The organism is Streptomyces sp. NPDC050416 (assembly GCF_044458845.1).
In the GTDB taxonomy this organism is placed as follows: Bacteria; Actinomycetota; Actinomycetes; order Streptomycetales; family Streptomycetaceae; genus Streptomyces.
Genome location: NZ_JBITII010000007.1, coordinates 443,891 through 463,053 on the forward strand (window position 1 = coordinate 443,891; position 19,163 = coordinate 463,053).

Annotated in this window: 18 protein-coding genes; 6 read left to right on the plus strand and 12 right to left on the minus strand. The window is 73.3% G+C overall.

Translation table 11 applies throughout. The features are described from left to right. Positions 1-120 precede the first annotated feature (120 nt). Positions 121-1,827 (plus strand): hypothetical protein, encoded by a 1,707-nt coding sequence (locus ACIBL4_RS24130; RefSeq protein ID WP_399413518.1) that lies wholly within the window; start codon positions 121-123, stop codon positions 1,825-1,827. 18 nt (positions 1,828-1,845) lie between these two features. Here the strand turns inward: ACIBL4_RS24130 and ACIBL4_RS24135 are convergent, their stop codons facing one another. After that, positions 1,846-2,361, minus strand: a complete 516-nt coding sequence (locus ACIBL4_RS24135; protein ID WP_399413312.1) for a YceI family protein — start codon at positions 2,359-2,361, stop codon at positions 1,846-1,848. Between the two features lie 126 nt (positions 2,362-2,487). Here ACIBL4_RS24135 and ACIBL4_RS24140 point away from each other — a divergent pair, with 126 nt between their 5' ends. The 5 genes from ACIBL4_RS24140 (at position 2,488) to ACIBL4_RS24160 (ending at position 6,538) form a co-directional block, all read left to right on the plus strand. Further along, positions 2,488-3,003 (plus strand): MarR family winged helix-turn-helix transcriptional regulator, encoded by a 516-nt coding sequence (locus ACIBL4_RS24140; RefSeq protein WP_399413314.1) that lies wholly within the window; start codon positions 2,488-2,490, stop codon positions 3,001-3,003. A gap of 181 nt (positions 3,004-3,184) precedes the next feature. Next, complete coding sequence (locus tag ACIBL4_RS24145) at positions 3,185-4,528, plus strand: hemolysin family protein (RefSeq protein ID WP_399413316.1); 1,344 nt, start codon at positions 3,185-3,187, stop codon at positions 4,526-4,528. Then, the gene (locus tag ACIBL4_RS24150; protein ID WP_399413318.1) at positions 4,525-5,547 is read left to right on the plus strand and encodes a hemolysin family protein; all 1,023 of its coding nucleotides are present in this window, start codon (positions 4,525-4,527) and stop codon (positions 5,545-5,547) included. The genes ACIBL4_RS24145 and ACIBL4_RS24150 overlap by 4 nt, the downstream gene beginning before the upstream one ends. A gap of 387 nt (positions 5,548-5,934) precedes the next feature. Next, a complete protein-coding gene (locus ACIBL4_RS24155) occupies positions 5,935-6,159 on the plus strand; it encodes a class IIb bacteriocin, lactobin A/cerein 7B family (protein ID WP_399413320.1) in 225 nt (74 codons plus the stop codon). Between the two features lie 205 nt (positions 6,160-6,364). Continuing rightward, complete coding sequence (locus ACIBL4_RS24160) at positions 6,365-6,538, plus strand: hypothetical protein (protein WP_399413322.1); 174 nt, start codon at positions 6,365-6,367, stop codon at positions 6,536-6,538. A gap of 3 nt (positions 6,539-6,541) precedes the next feature. Here ACIBL4_RS24160 and ACIBL4_RS24165 read toward each other — a convergent pair whose 3' ends face one another. The 11 genes from ACIBL4_RS24165 to ACIBL4_RS24215 form a co-directional block, all read right to left on the minus strand. Then, positions 6,542-7,660, minus strand: coding sequence for an acyltransferase family protein (locus ACIBL4_RS24165; RefSeq protein WP_399413324.1), 1,119 nt, complete (start codon positions 7,658-7,660; stop codon positions 6,542-6,544). Positions 7,661-7,801: 141 nt separating this feature from the next. Continuing rightward, on the minus strand, positions 7,802-9,358 hold the full coding sequence (locus tag ACIBL4_RS24170) for an ABC transporter ATP-binding protein (protein ID WP_399413326.1): 1,557 nt from the start codon (positions 9,356-9,358) through the stop codon (positions 7,802-7,804). Then, positions 9,355-10,155: an ABC transporter permease subunit gene (locus ACIBL4_RS24175; RefSeq protein WP_399413328.1), complete on the minus strand. Its 801-nt coding sequence runs from the start codon at positions 10,153-10,155 to the stop codon at positions 9,355-9,357. The genes ACIBL4_RS24170 and ACIBL4_RS24175 overlap by 4 nt, the downstream gene beginning before the upstream one ends. Then, positions 10,152-11,105 (minus strand): ABC transporter permease, encoded by a 954-nt coding sequence (locus ACIBL4_RS24180; RefSeq protein ID WP_399413330.1) that lies wholly within the window; start codon positions 11,103-11,105, stop codon positions 10,152-10,154. Before ACIBL4_RS24180 ends, ACIBL4_RS24175 begins: the two co-directional genes overlap by 4 nt. After that, entirely contained in the window at positions 11,102-12,676 is a 1,575-nt protein-coding gene (locus ACIBL4_RS24185; RefSeq protein WP_399413332.1) for an ABC transporter substrate-binding protein, read from the minus strand. Before ACIBL4_RS24185 ends, ACIBL4_RS24180 begins: the two co-directional genes overlap by 4 nt. A gap of 15 nt (positions 12,677-12,691) precedes the next feature. Continuing rightward, on the minus strand, positions 12,692-13,474 hold the full coding sequence (locus ACIBL4_RS24190) for a class I SAM-dependent DNA methyltransferase (RefSeq protein ID WP_399413520.1): 783 nt from the start codon (positions 13,472-13,474) through the stop codon (positions 12,692-12,694). Positions 13,475-13,491: 17 nt separating this feature from the next. After that, positions 13,492-14,727: an MFS transporter gene (locus ACIBL4_RS24195; protein ID WP_399413334.1), complete on the minus strand. Its 1,236-nt coding sequence runs from the start codon at positions 14,725-14,727 to the stop codon at positions 13,492-13,494. After that, on the minus strand, positions 14,711-15,763 hold the full coding sequence (locus ACIBL4_RS24200; protein WP_399413338.1) for a mandelate racemase/muconate lactonizing enzyme family protein: 1,053 nt from the start codon (positions 15,761-15,763) through the stop codon (positions 14,711-14,713). The genes ACIBL4_RS24195 and ACIBL4_RS24200 overlap by 17 nt, the downstream gene beginning before the upstream one ends. Further along, the gene (locus tag ACIBL4_RS24205; protein WP_399413340.1) at positions 15,760-16,863 is read right to left on the minus strand and encodes a PLP-dependent cysteine synthase family protein; all 1,104 of its coding nucleotides are present in this window, start codon (positions 16,861-16,863) and stop codon (positions 15,760-15,762) included. The genes ACIBL4_RS24200 and ACIBL4_RS24205 overlap by 4 nt, the downstream gene beginning before the upstream one ends. Beyond that, entirely contained in the window at positions 16,860-17,696 is an 837-nt protein-coding gene (locus tag ACIBL4_RS24210) for a Rossmann-like domain-containing protein (protein ID WP_399413342.1), read from the minus strand. The genes ACIBL4_RS24205 and ACIBL4_RS24210 overlap by 4 nt, the downstream gene beginning before the upstream one ends. Next, a complete protein-coding gene (locus ACIBL4_RS24215) occupies positions 17,693-18,949 on the minus strand; it encodes an ATP-grasp domain-containing protein (RefSeq protein ID WP_399413344.1) in 1,257 nt (418 codons plus the stop codon). Before ACIBL4_RS24215 ends, ACIBL4_RS24210 begins: the two co-directional genes overlap by 4 nt. Positions 18,950-19,163 lie beyond the last annotated feature (214 nt).

A 19,163-nucleotide genomic window follows, 5' to 3' on the forward strand; every position in this document is an offset into this window, starting at 1 on the left:
GGTTACTGAGCGCACGGCGGCTCCTTACTCGCCTCACACCCGCCTCTTCACCGCCGCCCGGGCCCCGCTCACCGGCGGCGATTAGCGTCCTGCGGCGTGTACTCGGCAGAAACCACCCTTCTGGTGCCCGGCTCGCGCACGCAGTCGGCGCCGGCCGGGCCGCCGTCCCCGGCCCAGTGGCACCGCGTCCTGACCCTGCTCGCCGACATCAGTCTGCTGATCGGCACCCGTGCGGTGTGGGCGACGGCGGCCGGTCACCGGCCGGCCGTGGCCGCGGTGATCTCGGTCTGCTACGCCTCGATCCTGGCGTGCGGGGTGCTGGCCCTGACCGTCCGCCGGGAACGGTCGCTGACGCGGGTGGACCTGTGCGTACTGGTCACGGGCGTGACGCTCGCCCTGTGCGCGTGGATCATGCTCCACCACGGCTCCGACGAGGCGCTGCTCACCACCCAGGCGGCGCGGGAAGTGGCCGCGGGGCACCCGGTGTACGGGCAGCCGTGGCGCTGGCTCTTCGGCCACGGCGTGGCCCTCACACCGACGGTGACCGGCGGCTACGACCTCACCTACGGGTATCCGCCGCTGGCCCCGCTGCTGGCCGTGCCGCTGCTGTGGCTGGGGCACGGCGGTACTCCGGCGACGGCGGTGAGCACGGGCGCGCTGGTCACCGGCACGGTCGTGCTGTGGCGGATGCTGCCGGCGCCGTGGCGGTCGGCGGCGACCATGGTGTGCCTGGGTTTCGGGATGCTGCCGTCGTACGCGCGGCTCGGCTACCCGGCGATCGTGGCCTTGGCCCTGCTGGTGCCGGTGGTGGTGCGCTGGCCGCGTATCGGGGCGGGCGGGCGGCTCGGGGCGGCGGGGCTGGCGCGGGCCGCGTGTCTGGGGGCGGCGTGCGCGGCACAGCAACTCCCCTGGTTCCTGGCGCCGTTCCTGCTGGCGGGGCTCTACGCCGTGCGGCGCGGGGAGCTGGGCGGCCGGGCCGCGGCGCTGGTGGTGCTGCGGTTCTCGGGGGCCGCGGCGACCATGTGGCTGCTGATCAACACCTACTTCGTCGTCAGCGAGCCTGGCCCCTGGCTGACGGGGATCGCCCTGCCGCTGACGCAGGGCGCCGTGCTGCACGGGCAGGGCGTGGTCGGCATCTCGCTGTACCTGACGAACGGCAGCGACCGTCTCGACTGGTACTCCTCCGCGAGCCTGCTGCTGCTCGCCGGCCTGCTCGTGCTGTTCGTGCTCTTCGTACGGCGCCTGGGGCCGGCCGCGACCGTCCTGCCCTGGTGCGCCTTCTACCTGGCGACCCGCTCGCAGGACGGCTACTACCTGCTGATGACGCCGCTGTGGCTGGCGGCGGCCGTGACCGCTCCCGCGTCGGCGTTCACCGGGGCGTGGCAGCCCCGGGTGCGCCTGCTGTCCGGGCCGCGGCGCCGCCCGGCCCGGATCGCCCTGGCGGCGCTGCTGCTCATGCCCGCACTGGGCGGCGCGGCCGTCGCGGCGACGGGCACACCGCCCCTGCGCATGCGGGTCGTCGCGGCCCGCCACCTCACCGCGGCGACCGTCTCCCGCCTGACCCTGCAGGTCAGCAACACGGACGACACGGCCCTCGCCCCGCACTTCACCCTGACCATGGGCCAGGGCATGGACCCGTACTGGCGGATCGTCCGGGGCCCGCGCACCCTGCCCGCGCATGCCACCGCCCGCTACGAACTCCGGCCGCCCTCGGGCCGGTTCACGCTGCCCCGGCCGGGTGCCCGGATCCGCCTGCGCGCGTTCACGGCCTCGCCGCAGACCCTGTCGAGCGCGGATGTGCAGCAGGCGCTGCGCCGGTCGGGCTGACACCGCCCGGGGGCCGGGTCAGCCGGTGGTCCGGACGAAGCGCAGGGCGGCGGTGACCGTGGTCCGGCCGCGGATCATGCCCAGTTGGTTCCAGCCCATGCCGAACTGGTCCCGGTCCACGCTGAACTCCGTCTCCAGCGTGAGTCCCGTGGCGCTCCCGTCCGTCAGGCGGGCGGTGAGCGACAGCGGCCCGCTGACGCCGCGCACGGTGAGCTGGCCGACGACGTGCACCTGGTCGCCGTCGCGCAGCTCGGCGCTGCGGGCCACGAAGGTGATCTCGGGGTGGTGGTCGGCGTCGAAGAAGTCGGCGGACCTGAGGTGCGTGTCGCGCTTGGCGTTCTTGGTGTCGAGGGAGGCCACGTCGAAGGTCAGGGTGCCGACGGCGGATCCGTCGGGCCTGACCTCACCGGAACCGCCGATCGCGCCGAAGGTGCCCTTCACGGTGACCAGACCCCACATGGTCTTGTGCTGGATGCCCACGGTCGAGGCGGTCGTGTCGAGCTGCCACAGTCCGGTTTCCACGGCGACGGTCATGATCTTTCTCCACTCGGGTCGGCTTGCCAAACGCGTCTCGTCCAAATTTGGATGACTGCACGCTAGTGGCTCGTCCAAAATTGAACAAGCCCTGTTCCAAATTTGGACAACAGGTAGGCTGGACGCATGGCCGACCCCGAGGAGCACCCCGCCGAGCTGCCTGAATGCCCGTTCACCGAGGGCAGCGGGCTGCTGCCGGCCGAACTGCGCGCCTGGATGCTGGTGCTCGCCGCGACCGGGGCGGTGGAACAGCGGCTGCGCTCGGTCGTGAAGGAGAAGCTGGACGTCTCGCACGACGAGTTCCTGATCCTGTGCCTGCTCGCGGAGCAGCCCGAGGGCGGGCTGCGCATGACGCGCGTCGCGGAGCTGCTGGGCCGTCCGAAGACCCGCCTCACCTACCAGATCGCCTGCCTCCAGCACGCCGGCCTCGTCACCCGCAGGTCGGTGTGCGGCGACAAGCGCGGCGTCGAGGTCACCCTCACCGACAAGGCCCGCCGCCTCCTGACCGAGGCCTCCGGCCCGCTCGCCGGGACGGTGACGCAGTCCCTCGCCCGTTTCATGGGCCCGGACCAGCGGGAAGCGCTGCGCGCGCTGGTGCCGGACCTCGCCGAGGACTGCCGCACGGAGTCCCGCCCGGGCTGAGGCTTTCTCTACACCGTCGTAGAGTCCGGGAACACGGGCGCGACGACGAGCGTTGACCCGGAGACACACCACGCATAAGGAGCCACTTCTTGTCCGCCAGACCGACGGACCCTCCGGGGCACAGTCCCCGACCACCCCGCCACGACATCAGTGATCGCGGCACACGGCGGGTTGGTGTTCGATGAGTGCCGCGAACGCCCTGCTGGGCCTGCTCGCCGTGTTCGTGCTGACCGCCGGCACCGGCTATTTCGTCGCCCAGGAATTCGCCTACGTCTCCGCCGACCGGCTCACCCTCGCGCGCGAGGCCGAAGCCGGGGACAACAAGGCCGCCCGTGCCCTGCGGGTGCTGGAGCGGCTGTCGTTCATGCTGTCGGGCGCGCAGCTCGGCATCACCGTCACCGGCCTGGTCGTCGGCTTCATCGCCGAACCCTCGGTGTCCGCGCTGCTCAAGCCGGCCCTGTCCCGGCTCGGCCTGCCCGACGCGGCCGTGAGCGGCGTCTCCGTGACGCTGGCCTTCGTCCTGGCCACGGTCGTGCAGATGGTGCTGGGCGAGCTGGCCCCGAAGAACCTCGCCATCGCCGTTCCGGAGCGGCTGGCCAAGGCCCTGGCCCCCTCGACGCTGGCGTATCTGAAGGTCGTCGGCCCTGTCGTGCGCGTCTTCGACAGCGCGGCGAACAAGCTGCTGCGCAAGGCCGGTATCGAGCCGGTCGAAGAGCTGCATCACGGCGCCACGCTGGAGGAGCTGGGCCATCTGATCGGCGAGTCGCACGAGCGGGGCGCCCTGCCCAAGGACACCGCCGCGCTGCTGGACCACGCGCTGGAGTTCTCCGAGCGGACCCTCGACGAGGTGATGGTGCCGCGCGCCGACGCCGTCTTCGTCCGCACGGACGCCGGCGCCGACGAGGCGGTCGGCCTGATCGCCGAGCACGGCCACTCCAACTACCCGGTCCTCGGCAACCACCCGGACGACATCGTGGGCGTGCTGGGCGTGCGCGAGCTGATGGCGCTGCCCGCCGCGCGCTTCGCCGGCGCGCGGGCCGGTGAGGTGGCGCGGCGGCCGCTGCTGCTGCCGGACACGCTCGGGCTGCCGGACGCGGTGACGCGGATGCGGGAGCAGGACGACGAGTTCGCGGTCGTCCTCGACGAGCACGGCGGCGTGGCGGGCATCGTCACGTACGAGGACATCGCCGAGGAGCTGGTCGGCGACATCGCCGACGAGTCCGACAAGGTCACCGTCCTCGCCGTCGCGGACGGCGACGGCTGGCTGGTGGACGCAGGCCGCCGGCTGGACGAGGTGGCCGAGGCCACCGGTGTCCGGCTGCCGGAGGACGACGACTACGACACCGTGGCCGGCCTGGTCGTGGACCGGCTCGGCCGCTTCCCGACCGTCGGCGACCGGGTCACGGTCGAACTGCCCGACGGCGCCCGCGCCGTGATCGACGTCCGCACGCTCGACCGGCATGTGGCCGACCGGGTCCGGATCAGCCCGGTCGTGCGGGCCGTGGAAGCCGAGGAGATCGCGTGAGTTTCCCGATGGCGGTCTTCGTGACCGTGCTGCTGCTGATCGGCAGCGGATTCTTCGTGGCGGCCGAGTTCGCGCTGGTCGCCGCCAAGCGGCACCGCATGGAGAAGGCGGCGGCCGAGGGGCGGCGCGGCGCCGGGGCGGCCCTGGCCGGCATGCGCGAGCTGTCGCTGATGCTGGCCGGCGCCCAACTGGGCATCACTGTGTGCACGCTGGGCCTGGGCTCGGTGTCCAAGCCGGCGATCTCGCATGAACTCGACCCGCTGCTGCACACGCTGGGCCTGCCCGGTGCCGTGAGCTACGGCGTGGCGTTCGCCGTGGCCATGGTCGTGGTGGTGTTCCTGCACATGGTGGTCGGTGAGATGGCCCCCAAATCGTGGGCGATCGCCCACCCCGAGCGTTCGGCGATGCTGCTCTCCCCGCCGTTCCGGGCCGTGGTGCGGGCCGTACGGCCGCTGATCCGGCTGCTCAACGCCGTGAGCAACGCGCTGGTACGGCTGTGCCGGGTGGCCCCGCGCGACGAACTGGCCTCGGTGCACAACCGGGAGCAGCTCACGCACCTGGTGGCGGAGTCCGAGCGGCTGGGCCTGATCAGCGCGACCGACTCGGAGCTGCTGACCCGCTCGCTGACCGAGCCGGAGACGCCGGTCGCGGCGCTGCGGATCCCGGCCGCGGAGCTCACCTGGATCGAGGGCGGCACGGACGTCGAGGCACTGCTGCGACTGGCCGCCGCGCACGACCGCACCCGGCTGCTGGTCCGGGAGAACGGCACCGTCCTCGGCTCGGTCCACGCCCGTGACGCCCTGGTCGCCCGGGCCCGGGGGCGGGCCACGACCGCCCGGGAACTGGCCCGTCCGGTGCCCGAGCTGACGGAGGCCACCACGCTCGCCGACGCGATCGAGGTGCTGCGCCGCCGCCGGTCCTCCCTGGCCGTGGTCCGTGACACCGCGGGCCGGCTCACCGGCCTGGTCACCCTGGACGATCTGCTGGCCCGGCTCATGCAGCCGGCCGCGGCGGCCTGACGGAGCGGAAGCCGAACCTCCAGCCAATCTGCACACCCTGCGCCAGGACGCCGTGGGACGGCACGCCGGGCGCCAAGTCCATGTCGCGGCAGGGGCACTTGGCGCCGAAGTGCCCGCTTCGGGAATCGGGGCGCAATACCCGTGCGGTCGGCAGGGCGACGGAGTGTGTGAAGAAGTGGGCGCATTTCGTGTGCCCACGGTCATGACCGTGAAGACGGTCACCGAAAGGCCCGGTGTGATGCCGGGAGTTGGCTGGAACTTTTCTCCCGCGGGGTGCTTTGATCCTGCCCACGGCGGAGCCACCGGTGCGGAATCTCGGTTCTGGATCCGGCGACCCCCCACGCGCGCCGCCATTGCGAGACATTCACGCGAAGGGAAACACCTCCAATGAACCTCACCTCTCGGGTCGACATCGCCGAGCTGTCCGACGCCGACCTGGAGAACATCTCCGGCGGCATGGCGGGCGGTGCCTCCGCGAGCCTCGTGGGCGGCCTGTCCACCGGCCTGGTCGGGCCCCTGACCGCCGAGCTCTGCGGCAGCCTCCAGGGATCCCTGTCGCCGGAGGGCGGGGCGGCTTCCGGCAGCGCGGGCATTCACACGACGTCGCTCTGACGACTTCCGCGTGATGGGCCCCGGGACGCGATTCCCGGGGCCCTTCGCCGTGCCCGGGGCTTTTCCTCACGGTCTCAAAGTTGGGGAATTCGCGAAGCTCGTGACGGAATTCTGGACACGACGGGGGTGGGTAACACCGCGGCACGGCATGGCGCAGACTTACACGGGCCCCTCAGACCCGGCCGCAAAGCGATAGGACAGACCTGTGAAACCCGACTCGACCCGGACCGAAGAACTCCCGATCTACGAAAGCCTCATACGCGAACGCGGTGACGTCGTCGAGGAGGCTCGCGTCGTCGCCGAAGAGACACAGCACCAGATGACGCAGGCCCTGAACGGGCACGCCCCGGTGCAGCAGGAAGCCGCCACCCAGCAGTAGGCGTCACCCGCGGGCATCGCCCGGCCGCGGGACCGCGTTCCCCCTGCCGAAGGCCCACGCCATTCCCGGTTCGGTCACACAGCGGAAGACACGCCGCACGGACGGCGTGCACAGCGCCGTGACCACCACGGCCGCGACCAGCGTGGCGGCGAGCGCGCCCACAGGCCCGTGGACCCAGGCCGGCTCGTACCAGCCCCCGTACTCGGCGGCCTGCGCGACGAAACCGTGCAGCAGATAGCCGGACAGTGTGCCCGCGCCCAGGGCGGTGAACCACGTCCGGCGCCCGGGCACCCAGGCGAGGAAGCAGGTGACCAGGACGGCCGAGCAGCCGAAGGCCGCCAGCGTCATCACGGGCCCGTACCAGGACGGGGCCGCCAGTTCCCGGGCGCTGTCGGCGTGGAAGAACCAGGCGTAGTTCATCCGCGGCACCACCCAGTACGCCACCCCCAGGGCGCATCCGGCCACGGGCACGGCGAGGATCCGCGCCCCGCGCCGGCGCACCAGCCGGAAGTGCTCCGGCCGCAGCAGCAGGCCGAGCACGAAGTACGGCAGGAACTGGAGGGTGCGCTGGAGGTCGAGGTCGTGGCCGACGGACGGTGAGAGCGTCGCCAGCATCGCGACGGCGAGGGCCGTCGGCAGCGGCCACCGCACATGCCGCCACACCGGCGTCGTCAGCCGCCAGACGAACAACGCCGCCAGGAACCAGGTCAGATACAGCGGGTCCAGCAGGCTGACCGGGCGGTCGGGGTCCTGGCTGGTCCACCGGGTGAACAGGGTGTACGCCGTCTCGAACACCACGTACGGCACGGCGACACCGGTGACCAGGCGTTTGAGGCGCCCCGGGCTTCCGTCGAAGGTGCGCGAGAAGTAGCCGGAGATGACGATGAACGCCGGCATGTGGAACGCGTAGACGACCATGTAGAGCGCGGTGACGGCCCTGCTGTCCGGCCGCAGCGGCTCCCAGGCGTGTCCCGCGGCCACCAGCACGATCGCCAGGTACTTGGCGTTGTCGAAGAACGCGTCCCGCTGCCTCGCCGGGCGGGCCGCCGCGCCCTGTTCCGTTCCCCTCGGCGCCCGGGTCTCCCCGGCCACCGGGCGGGCCGTCGTCACCGTGTCACTCACGGGCCCTCCCGGAACAACGCGAAGCGGCTGTGCCTCTTCCTGCTCGGGATAAGGGGGTGGCGTCTGCGCAGAACATCGCCCGCACCCTAATCACAGGGCCGTGCCCCGGTTCAACTCGTAACGGGGGTGACTCGCTTCGGTTCATGCCCGGGTGTACGTGCCCGGACGGGCGATCGTCTCCGCCAGGGCGACGGTGAAAGGGTGCCGTGGCTCGGTCAGGATCCGCCGGGACGGGCCCTGTTCGACGATCTCGCCGGCGTCGAGTACGGCGATGCGGTGGGCGGCCGACGCCGTGTCCAGGTCGTGGGTGATGAGGACGAGGGCGAGGCCGTCGCGGTCGCGGACCAGTGCGGCGAGCAGGTCGAGGATGGCCCGGCGGGTGGCGGTGTCGAGGCCGGAGGTGATCTCGTCGCAGACCAGGACGCGGGGGTGGGCGAGGAGGGCGCGGGCGAGGGCGGCGCGCTGGAGTTCGCCGCCGGAGAGTGCGCCGGGGCGGCGGCGGGCCAGTTCCTCCGGCAGGCCGAGGCGGCCCAGGGTGGCCGACGCCTCGTCCGTCGCCGCCCGTTCGCCGGCGCCCCGCAGCCGCACCGCCGTGCGAGCCACCTGGGGCAGGACGGGCCGGTGCTCGTCGAAGGCGGCGCGGGCGTCCTGGAAGACGTACTGCACCGCGGCGAGCCGGTCACGGCCGCGGTGGCGCAGGCTGCGCGGGAGCGGCGTGCCGTCGAGCAGGATCTCGCCGTCGTGGTCGCGGTGGAGGCCGGCGAGGCAGCGGGCGAGCGTGGTCTTGCCGCTGCCGGAGCGGCCGACCACGGCCAGGCACTCGCCGGGGTGGAGCGCGAGGTGCGGGACGCGCAGGACGGTGTTCCCGCGGTCGTACACGGCGGTCAGGTCCCGTACCTCCAGGGCGGGTTGACGGGCGCCGCCGCTCACCGCGCCCTGTGGCTGCGCCCGCTGCGCGTCGAGCAGCCGGCGGGTCCACTCGTGGCGGGGCGCCGCCCACAGCCGCGCCACGGGCCCCGACTCCACGACCCGTCCCGCGCGCATGACGAGGACCTCGTCGGCGAGCGCGCGGACGACGTCCAGGTCGTGGCTGAGCAGGAGGACCGCGATGCCGCGGGCGGCGACCGCCGCGAGCTGGTCGGTGATGCGGCGCTTGGTCAGCGCGTCCTGGCCGGTGGTGGGTTCGTCGGCGACGATGACACGCGCGCCGAGCAGCAGGGCCTGGGCGAGGACGACGCGTTGCTGCTGGCCGCCGGAGAGCTGGTGCGGGTAGCGGCGCAACAGGGCTTCGGCGTCCGGGAGCTGGGCGTCGGACAGGGCCCGCAGGACCAGTTCGCGGGCCGCGCTGCGGCGTTCGCGGCGGGGCAGGTGGCGTACCCGGGGGCGGGTGATGTCGTCGAGCAGGGCGCTGACGCGGCGGGCCGGGTTGAGGACGGCGGCGGGATGCTGGGGCACGTACCCGACCGGGCCGTCCGCGGGCCGGCGCACCTCCCCCGTGACCCGGGCACCGGCCGGGTACTCCCCCAGCAGTGCCAGGCCGGTGGTGGTCTTGCCGCTGCCGGAGGCGCCGACCAGGGCGGTCACGCGGCCGGGGAGCACGCGCAGGTTCACGCCGTCGACGATCGCGCGGCCGTCGATCTCGACGCGCAGGTCGCGGATCTCGGCGACGATGTCAGCCGCTTCCGTCTCTTGGTTCACGCGCGCCGTCCTTTCCGTCCGTTGCTCTTCTCCAGCGCGGCGTCGAAGAGCAGGTTGATGCCCGTCGTGAGGGCGACGATCAGCAGGGCGGGCACGACCACGGCCCAGGGCTGGACGAAGAGGCCGGTGCGGTTGCGGTCGACCATGACCGCCCAGTCGGCGGCGTCCGGGGCGACACCGACACCGAGGAACGCGGCCGTCGACACCAGGTACAGCACACCGGTCAGCCGGATGCCGGCGTCGGCGGCCAGGGTGCGCAGGGCCGAACGGCCGACGTAGCCGACGGCGACCCGCCACCACGTCTCGCCCTGCATGCGCAGCGCCTCCACCGCGGGCCGGGCCGCCGCCTCGGCCGCCGCGGCCCGGACGATCCGGGCGGCGTCGGGCACGTTCACCAGCGCGACCAGCAGCGCGAGCCCGGCGGCACCCGGCGAGAACACGGACGCCACCAGCAGGACCAGCAGCAGCGACGGTACGGCGAGCAGCACGTCGAGGGGCCGCATCAGCAGCTCCTCCAGGCGCCGGGCGTGGGTGACCGCGCTGACGAGTCCGACCGGCAGCGCGACCAGGTAGGCCAGGGCCGTCGCGGCGAGCGCCGTCAGCACGACCGTACGGCCGCCGTGCAGCACTTGCCGCCAGACGTCCCGGCCCACGAAGTCGGTGCCGAGCCAGTGGCCGTCACCGAGGGCGAAGGAGGGGGCGCGGGGGCCGGGTTCACCGGCGAACAGGGGGCCCAGGAGGGCGAGGAGCAGCGGGACCGCGACGACGGCGAGGCCGAGGAGGAACCGGCGTGTCACGCCGCCACCCCCGCCCGGGGCGTCAGCCGGTACGCCACCAGGTCCGCGCCCAGATTCAGTACGACGGTCAGCACGCCGAACACCACCGCCAGCCCCTGCACGACCGGCACATCGCGCTCGGCGACGGCGTTGAGGAGGACCGTGCCGAGGCCGGGGATGACGAACAGCGCCTCCACGACGATGACCCCGCACAGCAGCCAGTCGACGGTACGGGCGAGTTGCTGGGCGGCCGGGGCGAGGGCGTTGGGCAGGGCGTGGGTGTAGCGGACGCGGGCGCCGGGGACGCCGTAGCGGCGGGCGTGGGCGGCGTAGGGCGAGGCGAGTGCGTCGACCATGCCGGCGCGGACCAGGCGGGAGAGGGAGCAGACCGGGCGGGAGAGCAGGACCAGCACGGGGAGGACGAGCACGGCCGGGTGGCCGAGCAGGTCGGTGCCGTAGCCCACAGCGGTGGGCGGCAGCCAGGCCAGTTTCAGCGCGAACACGGTCACCAGCAGCACGCCGAGGGCGAACTCGGGTACGGCGTACACGGCGAGCGTGGCGCAGCTGACCAGCCGGTCGATCAGCCGCCCCTCGTGACGGGCGGCGAGCACACCTAGCCCGAAGCCGAGCGGGACGAGCAGGGCCAGGGTGAGCGCGGCCAGCAGCAGGCTCGGGCCGAAGCCGTCGGCGATGTACCGGGCCACCGGGCGGCCGGAGGTCAGGGACGTGCCGAAGTCGCCGTGCAGCAGGCCCGTGGCCCAGTCCGCGAGACGTTCGTGGGCGGGCCGGTCCAGGTCCATGGTCTCGCGGATCGCGGCGATGCGCGCCGGGTCGGGCTGGTCGCCCGCGAGGGCCACCGCCGCGTCGCCCGGCAGCGCCTCGGTGAGCGCGAAGACCAGCAGCACGACCGCCACGGTCTGCGCGGCACCGAGGAGCAGCCGCCGGGCGACGAAGGAGCGCAGACCGCTCACGCCAGCCACACCTTGTCGAAGCGGGCCCAGTCGAGGGTGTTGGCGGGCGCCTTGGTCTCGACTCCCTTGACGTTGCGGGCCGTTCCGAGGATCCAGTCGGCGAAGCCCCAGATGAGGAAGCCGCCCTCGGTGTACAGGCGGCGCTGCATCCGCTCGTAGACGGCGGCTCGTTCGGTCTTGTCGCGGGTGGACTGGGCCTGCTGGTAGAGGGCGTCGAAGTCCTTGTGCTGCCACTTGGTGGCGTTGGTGGTGGAGCCGGTGAGCAGCCGCTGGGAGATGTGGGCCTCGATGGGCATGGCGCCGGAGCGGTAGCAGCACAGGGTGCCGCCGTCGAGGATGTCGCTCCAGTAGGAGTCCTTGCTGCCCATCTTCACGTCGATGGTGACACCGGCCTTGGCGGCCTGGTCGCGGAAGATGCTCGCGGCCTCGGTGAAACCGGCGGCGACGGCGGAGGTGTCCAGGGTGACCTTCAGTTTTTCGGCACCCGCCTGCTTCAGCAGGCGACGGGCGCGGTCCAGGTCCTGCTCGCGCTGGGGCAGGCCGTCGGCGTAGTACTCGTAGCCCTTGCCGAACAGGTCGTTGCCGACTTCGCCCGCGCCGGACAGGGCGCCGTCGACGAGTTCCTTCCGGTCGGCGATGAGGAAGAACGCCTCGCGCACCCGCTTGTCGTCGAAGGGCGGCCGGTCGGTCTTCATGCAGAAGGCCTGCATGGCGCTGTTGCGCAGCCGGACGATCTCGATCCGGCCCCGGCCCTCGTGGGCGCGGGCGGTGGTGGGGTTGAGCTCGTGGGCGTACTCGACCTGGCCGGCGAGGAGTGCGTTGACGCGCGCGGACTCCTCGTTGGCGACGACGAACTCGATCTCGTCGAGGTGCGGGGCGCCGTCCCAGTAGTTCTCGTGGCGGCGGAAGACGGCGGAGCGGCCGGGCGCGAAGGAGACGAAGCGGAAGGGGCCGGAGCCGACCGGCTTCTTGTCGAAGTCGGTGCCGGTGGCGTTCTCGGGGACGATGTACGCGCCGAACGCGGCCAGTACGTTGGGGAATTCGGCCGTGGGGCGCTTGAGGACGAACTCGACGGTCCGTTCGCCGGTGGCGCGGCTGGCGTCGAGGTCGATGGGTTCCAGGGACGCCTTGGCGCGGAACGCCTGCTCGGGGTCGGCGATGCGGCGGTAGCTGTAGAGGACGTCCTTGGCGGTGACCGGCCTGCCGTCGTGGAAGGCGGCCTCGCGCAGGGTGACCTGCCAGCGGTCGAGGCTCTTGTTCGACTCCCACTTCGCGGCGAGGCGGGGCTGGGCTGAGAGGTCGGCGCCGTAGTCGGCGAGCTTGTCGTAGAGGGCCTTGGCGCGGGCGACGTCGGCGAACAGGTTGGCCAGGTGCGGGTCGAGGGTCTCGCTCGCGCCGCCTCCGGCGAAGGCGGCGCGCAGCCGTCCGCCGCGCTTCGGGGTTCCGCCGCTGCCGCTGTCCGCCTTGCCGTCGGTGCCGCCGCCGCAGCCGGTGAGGGCGAGGGCGGCGACGCCGGTGCCGGCGGCGAGGAAGCCGCGGCGGCGCAGGCCGGGGAAGCGTTCGTCGTTCATGACTGGTCCTTCGGGTCAGAGGGTGCGAAGACGTGCGACGACGTGCAGCCGGTCGGCGTCCGTGGTCGTGCCGGGCGACTCGCCCTGCCGCCAAGGGGGTTCGGTGCGCGGGCCGGGGCCGTCGTGGAGTTCGAGCACCTCGAAGCCGTGCGTGGCGAGGAAGTGCCGCAGCTCCTGCGGGAACAGCAGCCGCCAGGCGGAGCGCTGTTCGACGGGCGGGGATCCGTCGTCGGTGCTCCAGACGCGGGTGCGGCGCAGGAGCTGGGCGGTCCGGTCCACCGTCAGCGTGGTGGTGGATCGGTAGGTCCTGCCCTGCCAGGTGAACGCGTTGACGGCGGAGCGGTCGAGCAGGTCGGTGCGGCCCAGGAAGTAGGCGCCGTTGCGCATCTCCGCGACGAGCAGGCCGCCCGGAGCGAGTGCTGTGCGGCAGGAGGCGAGGAAGCCGTCGAGCTGGTCGTTGGTGTGGCAGTACAGCAGGGAGCTGTCCAGGCAGACGACGGCGTCGAAGCGGCCGAGGTCGAAGCCCTGCAGGTCGGCCCGGACGTACTGGGGACCGGGGTGGTGGGCGCGGGCGTGGCTGAGCATCGTCTCGGAGAGGTCGGCGCCGGTCACGGTCCGGCCGGCCGCGTGCAGGGCGGCGGCGTCGCGGCCGGTTCCGCACCCCATGTCGAGCACGCGCGGCCCGGCCCCGTGGCGGCGCAGGCAGTCCTCCGTCCACCGTGCGGCGAGGCGCTCGGTGTCGGGGAAACGGGCCTCGTACAGGGCGGGGTTGTCGGTGAGGAGGTTGCCGCTGGTCACGGCCTGGTTCACCGGGGTCACGCCTTGCTCCTCTCCCCCGCCGGGGCGGGGACGCCCGGGGCCGGGCTCGCGGGCAGGGCGCCGAGCCGGTGCAGCCACGCCACGCCGAGCGCGGAGGCCAGGCCGAGGAGGGCGCAGCACAGCCAGGGCAGCCACGCGGCGCCCTGTTCGCCGGTGTCCATGGCCCAGCCGACGGCGGTGTTGCCGAGGGCGGCGGCGACGCCGGAGACGACGTAGAAGATGCCGAAGTAGGTGCCGGTGAGTCCGGGGCGGCCGAAGCCGGGGATCAGCTCCATCACGAACGGCTGGGCGACCATGAGGCCGATGGAGAGCAGCAGGGCGCCCGCCAGGAGGGGCAGAACGCCCGGCACGAGGGCCGGCGGCAGGAAGGACAGCCCCGTCACGGCGAGCCCGACGGCGACCCAACGCCCCCTGCTGCCACGGGTCTTGAGACTCCTGGTGATCCTCAGTTGCAGCGCCAGGTTGGCCACCGTGCCGACGAGGAAGACGATGCCCGCCGCGCCGTCCCAGCCGGTGGCTTCCCTGGCCCTGTCCGGCAGCAGGAGGTACAGCTGGTTCTCCAGGGTGAACATGCCGACCATGGCGAGCGCGAAGGCCAGGAACGCCCGGTTGCCGAGCACCTCGCGCCAGTCCCCGAGGACACCGCCGCCGCTGGGCTCCGTCTTCCGCGCGGGCAGGACGAGGGCCTGCGCCACGGTGAGGACGGCGAAGATGCCGGCGGCGGTGAGCGCGGAGGTGCGGAAGTCGACGAGCAGCAGGGCGCTGCCCAGCAGCGGGCCGATCAGGGCGCCGGTGGTGGCGAAGACGTTGAACAGGGCGAACGCCTCTGCCTTGTTCTCCCCCGCCTCCTGGGCGAGATAGGCGCGCACGGCCGGGTTGAACAGGGCCCCGGCGACTCCGCTGAGCACGGAGGCGGCGAGCAGCACCGCCAGTCCGTCGCCGAGCGCGAACAGCGCGAATCCGAGGGTGCGCAGGGCGCACCCGGCGATGATGACGCCGCGCGCGCCGAGCCGGTCCGAGGCGGAACCGCCGATGATGAACAAGCCTTGCTGGCTGAGGTTGCGCACGCCCAGGACGATGCCGACGACCGCCGCCGACAGGCCCAGGTTCTCGGTGAGGTGGGTGGCGAGGTAGGGGATGAGCAGGTAGAAGCCGGTGTTGACGCCGAGCTGGTTGACCAGCAGGAGCCGCACGGCGAGGGGGAAGCGCCTCATCTCATGCCACGTCTTCACGGACCGCCACCTCCTCGACGCCCAGGCCGGGACGGTCGGCAGCGCGTACGACGCCGTCGGCGCCGCCGATGCCGGTCCACGGGTCGCGGGCGAGCAGCAGATGCCCGTCGAGGTCGGCCCAGCGTGCCCGGTCGGCCAGGTGGACGGCGGGGGCGAGGCCGAGGCTGCTGGCGGTGAGGCAGCCCAGCATGAGGGCGGTGCCGCTGCCCTCGACGGCCTCGGCGATGCGCAGGGCCGCGTGCACGCCGCCGCACTTGGGGAGCTTGACGTTGACGCCCTGGACCCGTCCGGCGAGGCGGCGGACGTCCTCCAGGCCGACGGCGTCCTCGTCGGCGATGACGGGCAGCGGTGCGCGTTGCGCGAGGGCGGCCAGGGCGTCCGGGTCGCCGGGGGCGACGGGCTGCTCGACGGCCTCCACGCCGAGGTCGGCGAAGCGCGTCAGCAGGGCGTCCGCCTGCGCCACGGACCAGGCGCCGTTGGGGTCGAGGAGCAGCCGGGCCCGGGGCGCGGCATCACGGATGACGCGGACGCGCTCGATGTCGTCCTCGGGGTCGGGGGCGCCCGCCTTGACCTTGAGGACCTCGAAGCCGCTCGCGGTGAGCCGCCGGGCCTGGGCGGCCGCATGGCCGGGGGACGTGATGCCGATGGTGCGGGCGGTGGCGGCGACGGGCGGTGGGGCGGCTCCGAGGAGGCGGTGCACGGGGACGCCCGCGCGCTTGCCGGCCAGGTCGAGCAGCGCCGACTCGACGGCGGCGGTGACGGCGGGCGGCACGTCACCGTCGAGCCACTCCCCCGCCCGCAGGGCGTCCAGGGCACTCTCCGGATCGGAAAAACGGCTCAGGTCCACGGCCGTGAGGAGCCGCAGCAGCGTCTCGGTGCCGAGTCCGTAGTACACGCTGGTGACGGCCTCGCCGTGACCGTGCAGTCCGTCGTGCTCGACGGTCAGCCACACGGCGTCGCGCGCGGCCATGGTGGAACGGGAGATGCGCAGCGGCTCGGCGAGTACGAGGCGTACGGTGCGCAGGCTGGACTTCACGGGCTCTCTTCCTGGAGGGCAGGGGCCTGGAGGGCAGGGGCGGTGAGCGGGTCGCTGACGCGGGTGCAGCGGGCCCAGCCGGCCGCCTCCGCCGCGTGCGGGTGCGGGATCTCGACGGGCCGGGTGGCCGCGGCGGCCGGGTCGAGGCCGTGGGCGGTGGTGAAGTCGTCGTCGTAGACCGTGCCGAGGTAGCGGTGCGGGCCGTCGGGGAAGACGGTGGCGACGACCGCCCCGGGGTGGACGCGGGCGGCCCAGGCGGCGACCCGGGCGGCGGCGCCGGTGCTCCAGCCGCCGCTGACGAAGGCGCCGCGCGCCAGCCTGCGGCAGCTGTCGACGGCCTCGGCGGGGCCGATCCAGTGGACCTCGTCGAAGGCGTCGTAGGCGACGTTGCGCGGGTGGATGCTGCTGCCCAGGCCGCGCATCAGCCGGGGCCGGGCGGGCTGGCCGAAGATGGTGGAGCCGGTGGCATCGACGCCGATGAGCCGCAGGGCGGGCCAGTGCCGCCGCAGCGGGCCGATGATGCCGGCGCTGTGGCCGCCGGTGCCGACGCTGCACACCAGGATGTCCAGGTGATCGAGTTGGACGGCGAGTTCGGCCGCCAGGGAGGCGTAGCCGGCGGTGTTGTCGGGGTTGTTGTACTGGTCGGGCCAGTAGGCGCCGGGCAGTTCGGCGAGCAGTTCCCGCAGCCGGACCAGGCGCGCGGCCTGCCAGCCTCCCCGCGGCGCCGGCCGGTCCACGACCTCCAGCCGCACTCCATGGGCGCGCAGCAACTGTCGCATGGACGGCTCCAGTTCACTGTCGCCGACCAGCACGACGGGGTGGCCGAGGGCCTGCCCGGCGAAGGCGAGCCCGATGCCGAGCGTGCCGGAGGTGGACTCCACCACCGGGGCACCGGGCAGCAGTTCGCCGCGGTCGCGGGCGCCCAGCAGCATGGACACGGCGGCGCGTGCCTTCATCCCGCCCGCCGCCAGCCCTTCGAGCTTGGCCCAGAAACCGGGGTGCGGGCCCGGCAGGTCGGCGGTGATGCGGGCCAGAGGGGTACGGCCGACCAGGGAGAGCAGTTCCCGTCGCGCGGCGGGCCGGTGCGCGGTGACGGTCATCGCCCGCCTCCCGGGCAGCAGCCGTCATAGCGGTGCAGGACACCGGGGCCGCCGTCGAGCCAGAAGAACGGGTACGGCTCCGCGCACACCCCGCTGACGCCGTGCCCGAGGAAGCGGGGCAGCACGGCGCTCCCCGTCTGGGCGAACATCACCAGCTGCTTGCCGTGCGCCAGTGCGTGCCGCCGCAGCGGTTCGAAGGTGCCGTTGCCCAGGGTCATGCCGGAGACGAGCAGCGCGTCACAGGAGCCGGCCGCGGCGAGCGCGTCGGTGACGACCGGCTCGCCCCACTCGGTCTCACCGCCCTTGAGATCGCAGGGGACGTAGCGCAGGCCGCGTGAACGCAGCGCCTCCAGGAGGGAGTTGACGACGCCCACCACGAGCACCGTGGCGCCGGGAGGCAGGTCGAGCAGGGCGACGACGGCCTGGGCGCGGGCCCGGGACTTCTCCAGCGACGACCCGGCGAGCAGTGGCAGGGTCCTGGCCCCCTGGGCGGGAGTGTGCGGCAGGACGTGCATCAGGTAGGCGTCGAGGGCCGCCACCCGCACCGGCGGCAGCGGGTGCTCCAGCAGTCGCGCCACGTCCGCGCCCACGCAGTCCTCGACGGCGCTGTCCGGGAGCGTCCCGGGCTCGACCGCGCAGGAGCCGACGGCCTCGGCCAGGCGCAGGCTGAGCACCTCGTTGCGGTAGCCGGTGCCGCGCCCGTCGTGCCGTACGGCCTGCCGGGTGGTGAAGGCGACGGAGATGCGCTGGGTGGCCGGGTCGGGGCCGAGGGCGCCCGCGCGCACCCGGGCCACAAGGTCGTCGTACGAGACGCCACTGGTCGCGGTGGTCATCGGATCACCAGCCCGGCGCGCAGCCCGTCCAGCAGGCTCTCGACGCGCTCGCGGGCCCCGAGCCCGTCGGCGTCGCCGGCCATGACGTGTCCGAGGTACTCGTTGTTGCTGCCCGCCGCCTTCACGGCCCTGCCGGGCTCGGCGAGTTGGGCCTCCAGCACACCGGGCAGGTCCCGTACGCCGCTGCCGTCCAGCGCTTCGAGGGTGCCGGAGGCCTCCGGCACCAGGAAGCCGATCGCGGCGCTGCGCAGACCGGTGTCGACGCGCCGCAGGTCGGGGGCGCGGCCCAGGGCGACGTCCACGAAGGCGGCGGCGAGGTCGATTCCGGTGACGTGGCGTATGAGTTCGGTGATGCGGTTCCCGGCGGGCCGGGGGTTGACCTCGACCACGCGCGGACCGGCGGAGGTGAGCTTGATCTCCGTGTGCGCCACGACCCCGTCGGTCAGGGCGAGGGCCTTGAGTGCGGCCAGGGCGGTGTGTTCGGCGGCCTCGGTGTCGCCGGGCGGCAGGGCGGCGGGGAACATGTGGCCGGTCTCGACGAAGGCGGGTGCGCCGCCGACGCTCTTGTCGGTCACGCCCACCACGTGGACCGCGCCGGCGTGCGACACCGTCTCGACGCTGACCTCGGGGCCGTCCAGCAGCTCCTCCAGCAGCACCACGGGCGTCCGCCGCTGTCCGCGCGCGTTGACCGGGAAGTCGGCCAGGGCCCGGCAGGCGGCGGCGAGTTGGGTCTCGTCGTCCACCCGTCGCACGTACATGCCCGCGCACAGGTCGACGGGCTTGACGACGAGCGGGTAGCCGATCTCCCGCGCGGCCCGCGCGATGTCGGCCCACTCCTCGCGCACGGCGAAGCGCGGTCCGGGCACCCCGGCGTCGTCGAGGACGCGGCGGGTGGCGTCCTTGCGGCAGGCGTTCTCCACGGCCTCGGGACCTGGGCCGGGCAGACCGAGGCGCCCCGCGATCCGGGCCACCGTCGGCAGGTAGTAGTCGCAGGAGGTCACGACCCCGTCGAAGCCGAGGACCCCGTGCAGCCGCTCGACCTCGGGCAGCAGTGCCTCGATGTCGTTGGTGTCGGCGGTGATGACGTTGCGGGCGCCGAGCAGCGGATGGGCCGTCCCCTCGGGCGCCGAGCGCAGGTAGTGGTGCAAGTCGCGGGTGAGGAACGTGAACGCGTGCCCGTTCTCCCGGATCGCCCGCGGCAGCAGTCTGCTCATGGACCCGACCCAGCTCTCGACCACCAACAGATGAGCCACAACTCCCCTTTCAAGGCTGTGAGTTCACGGCGCGCGGGCAGCCCGGCGAGCCCTCCGGGGAGGGTGCCGGGTGGTCCCGCGAGAGACGTTATCGATAATCATTTTCATTGTCACCTGGTTGGGCGAAGATCTTCTGGAGACTCCCTTGACCCGTTCCGCACGCCGCACCGCGTTCTTGTGCGCCCTCGCGGCCGCCACCGCGCTGCTCCCCGCC

Coding starts and splice junctions, on each gene's coding strand:
- ACIBL4_RS24135 (WP_399413312.1), bottom strand. CDS start 2,361: ATGACCGTCGCCGTGGAAACCGGACTGTGGCAGCTCGACACGACCGCC.
- ACIBL4_RS24140 (WP_399413314.1), top strand. CDS start 2,488: ATGGCCGACCCCGAGGAGCACCCCGCCGAGCTGCCTGAATGCCCGTTC.
- ACIBL4_RS24145 (WP_399413316.1), top strand. CDS start 3,185: ATGAGTGCCGCGAACGCCCTGCTGGGCCTGCTCGCCGTGTTCGTGCTG.
- ACIBL4_RS24155 (WP_399413320.1), top strand. CDS start 5,935: ATGAACCTCACCTCTCGGGTCGACATCGCCGAGCTGTCCGACGCCGAC.
- ACIBL4_RS24185 (WP_399413332.1), bottom strand. CDS start 12,676: ATGAACGACGAACGCTTCCCCGGCCTGCGCCGCCGCGGCTTCCTCGCC.
- ACIBL4_RS24205 (WP_399413340.1), bottom strand. CDS start 16,863: ATGACCGTCACCGCGCACCGGCCCGCCGCGCGACGGGAACTGCTCTCC.
- ACIBL4_RS24210 (WP_399413342.1), bottom strand. CDS start 17,696: ATGACCACCGCGACCAGTGGCGTCTCGTACGACGACCTTGTGGCCCGG.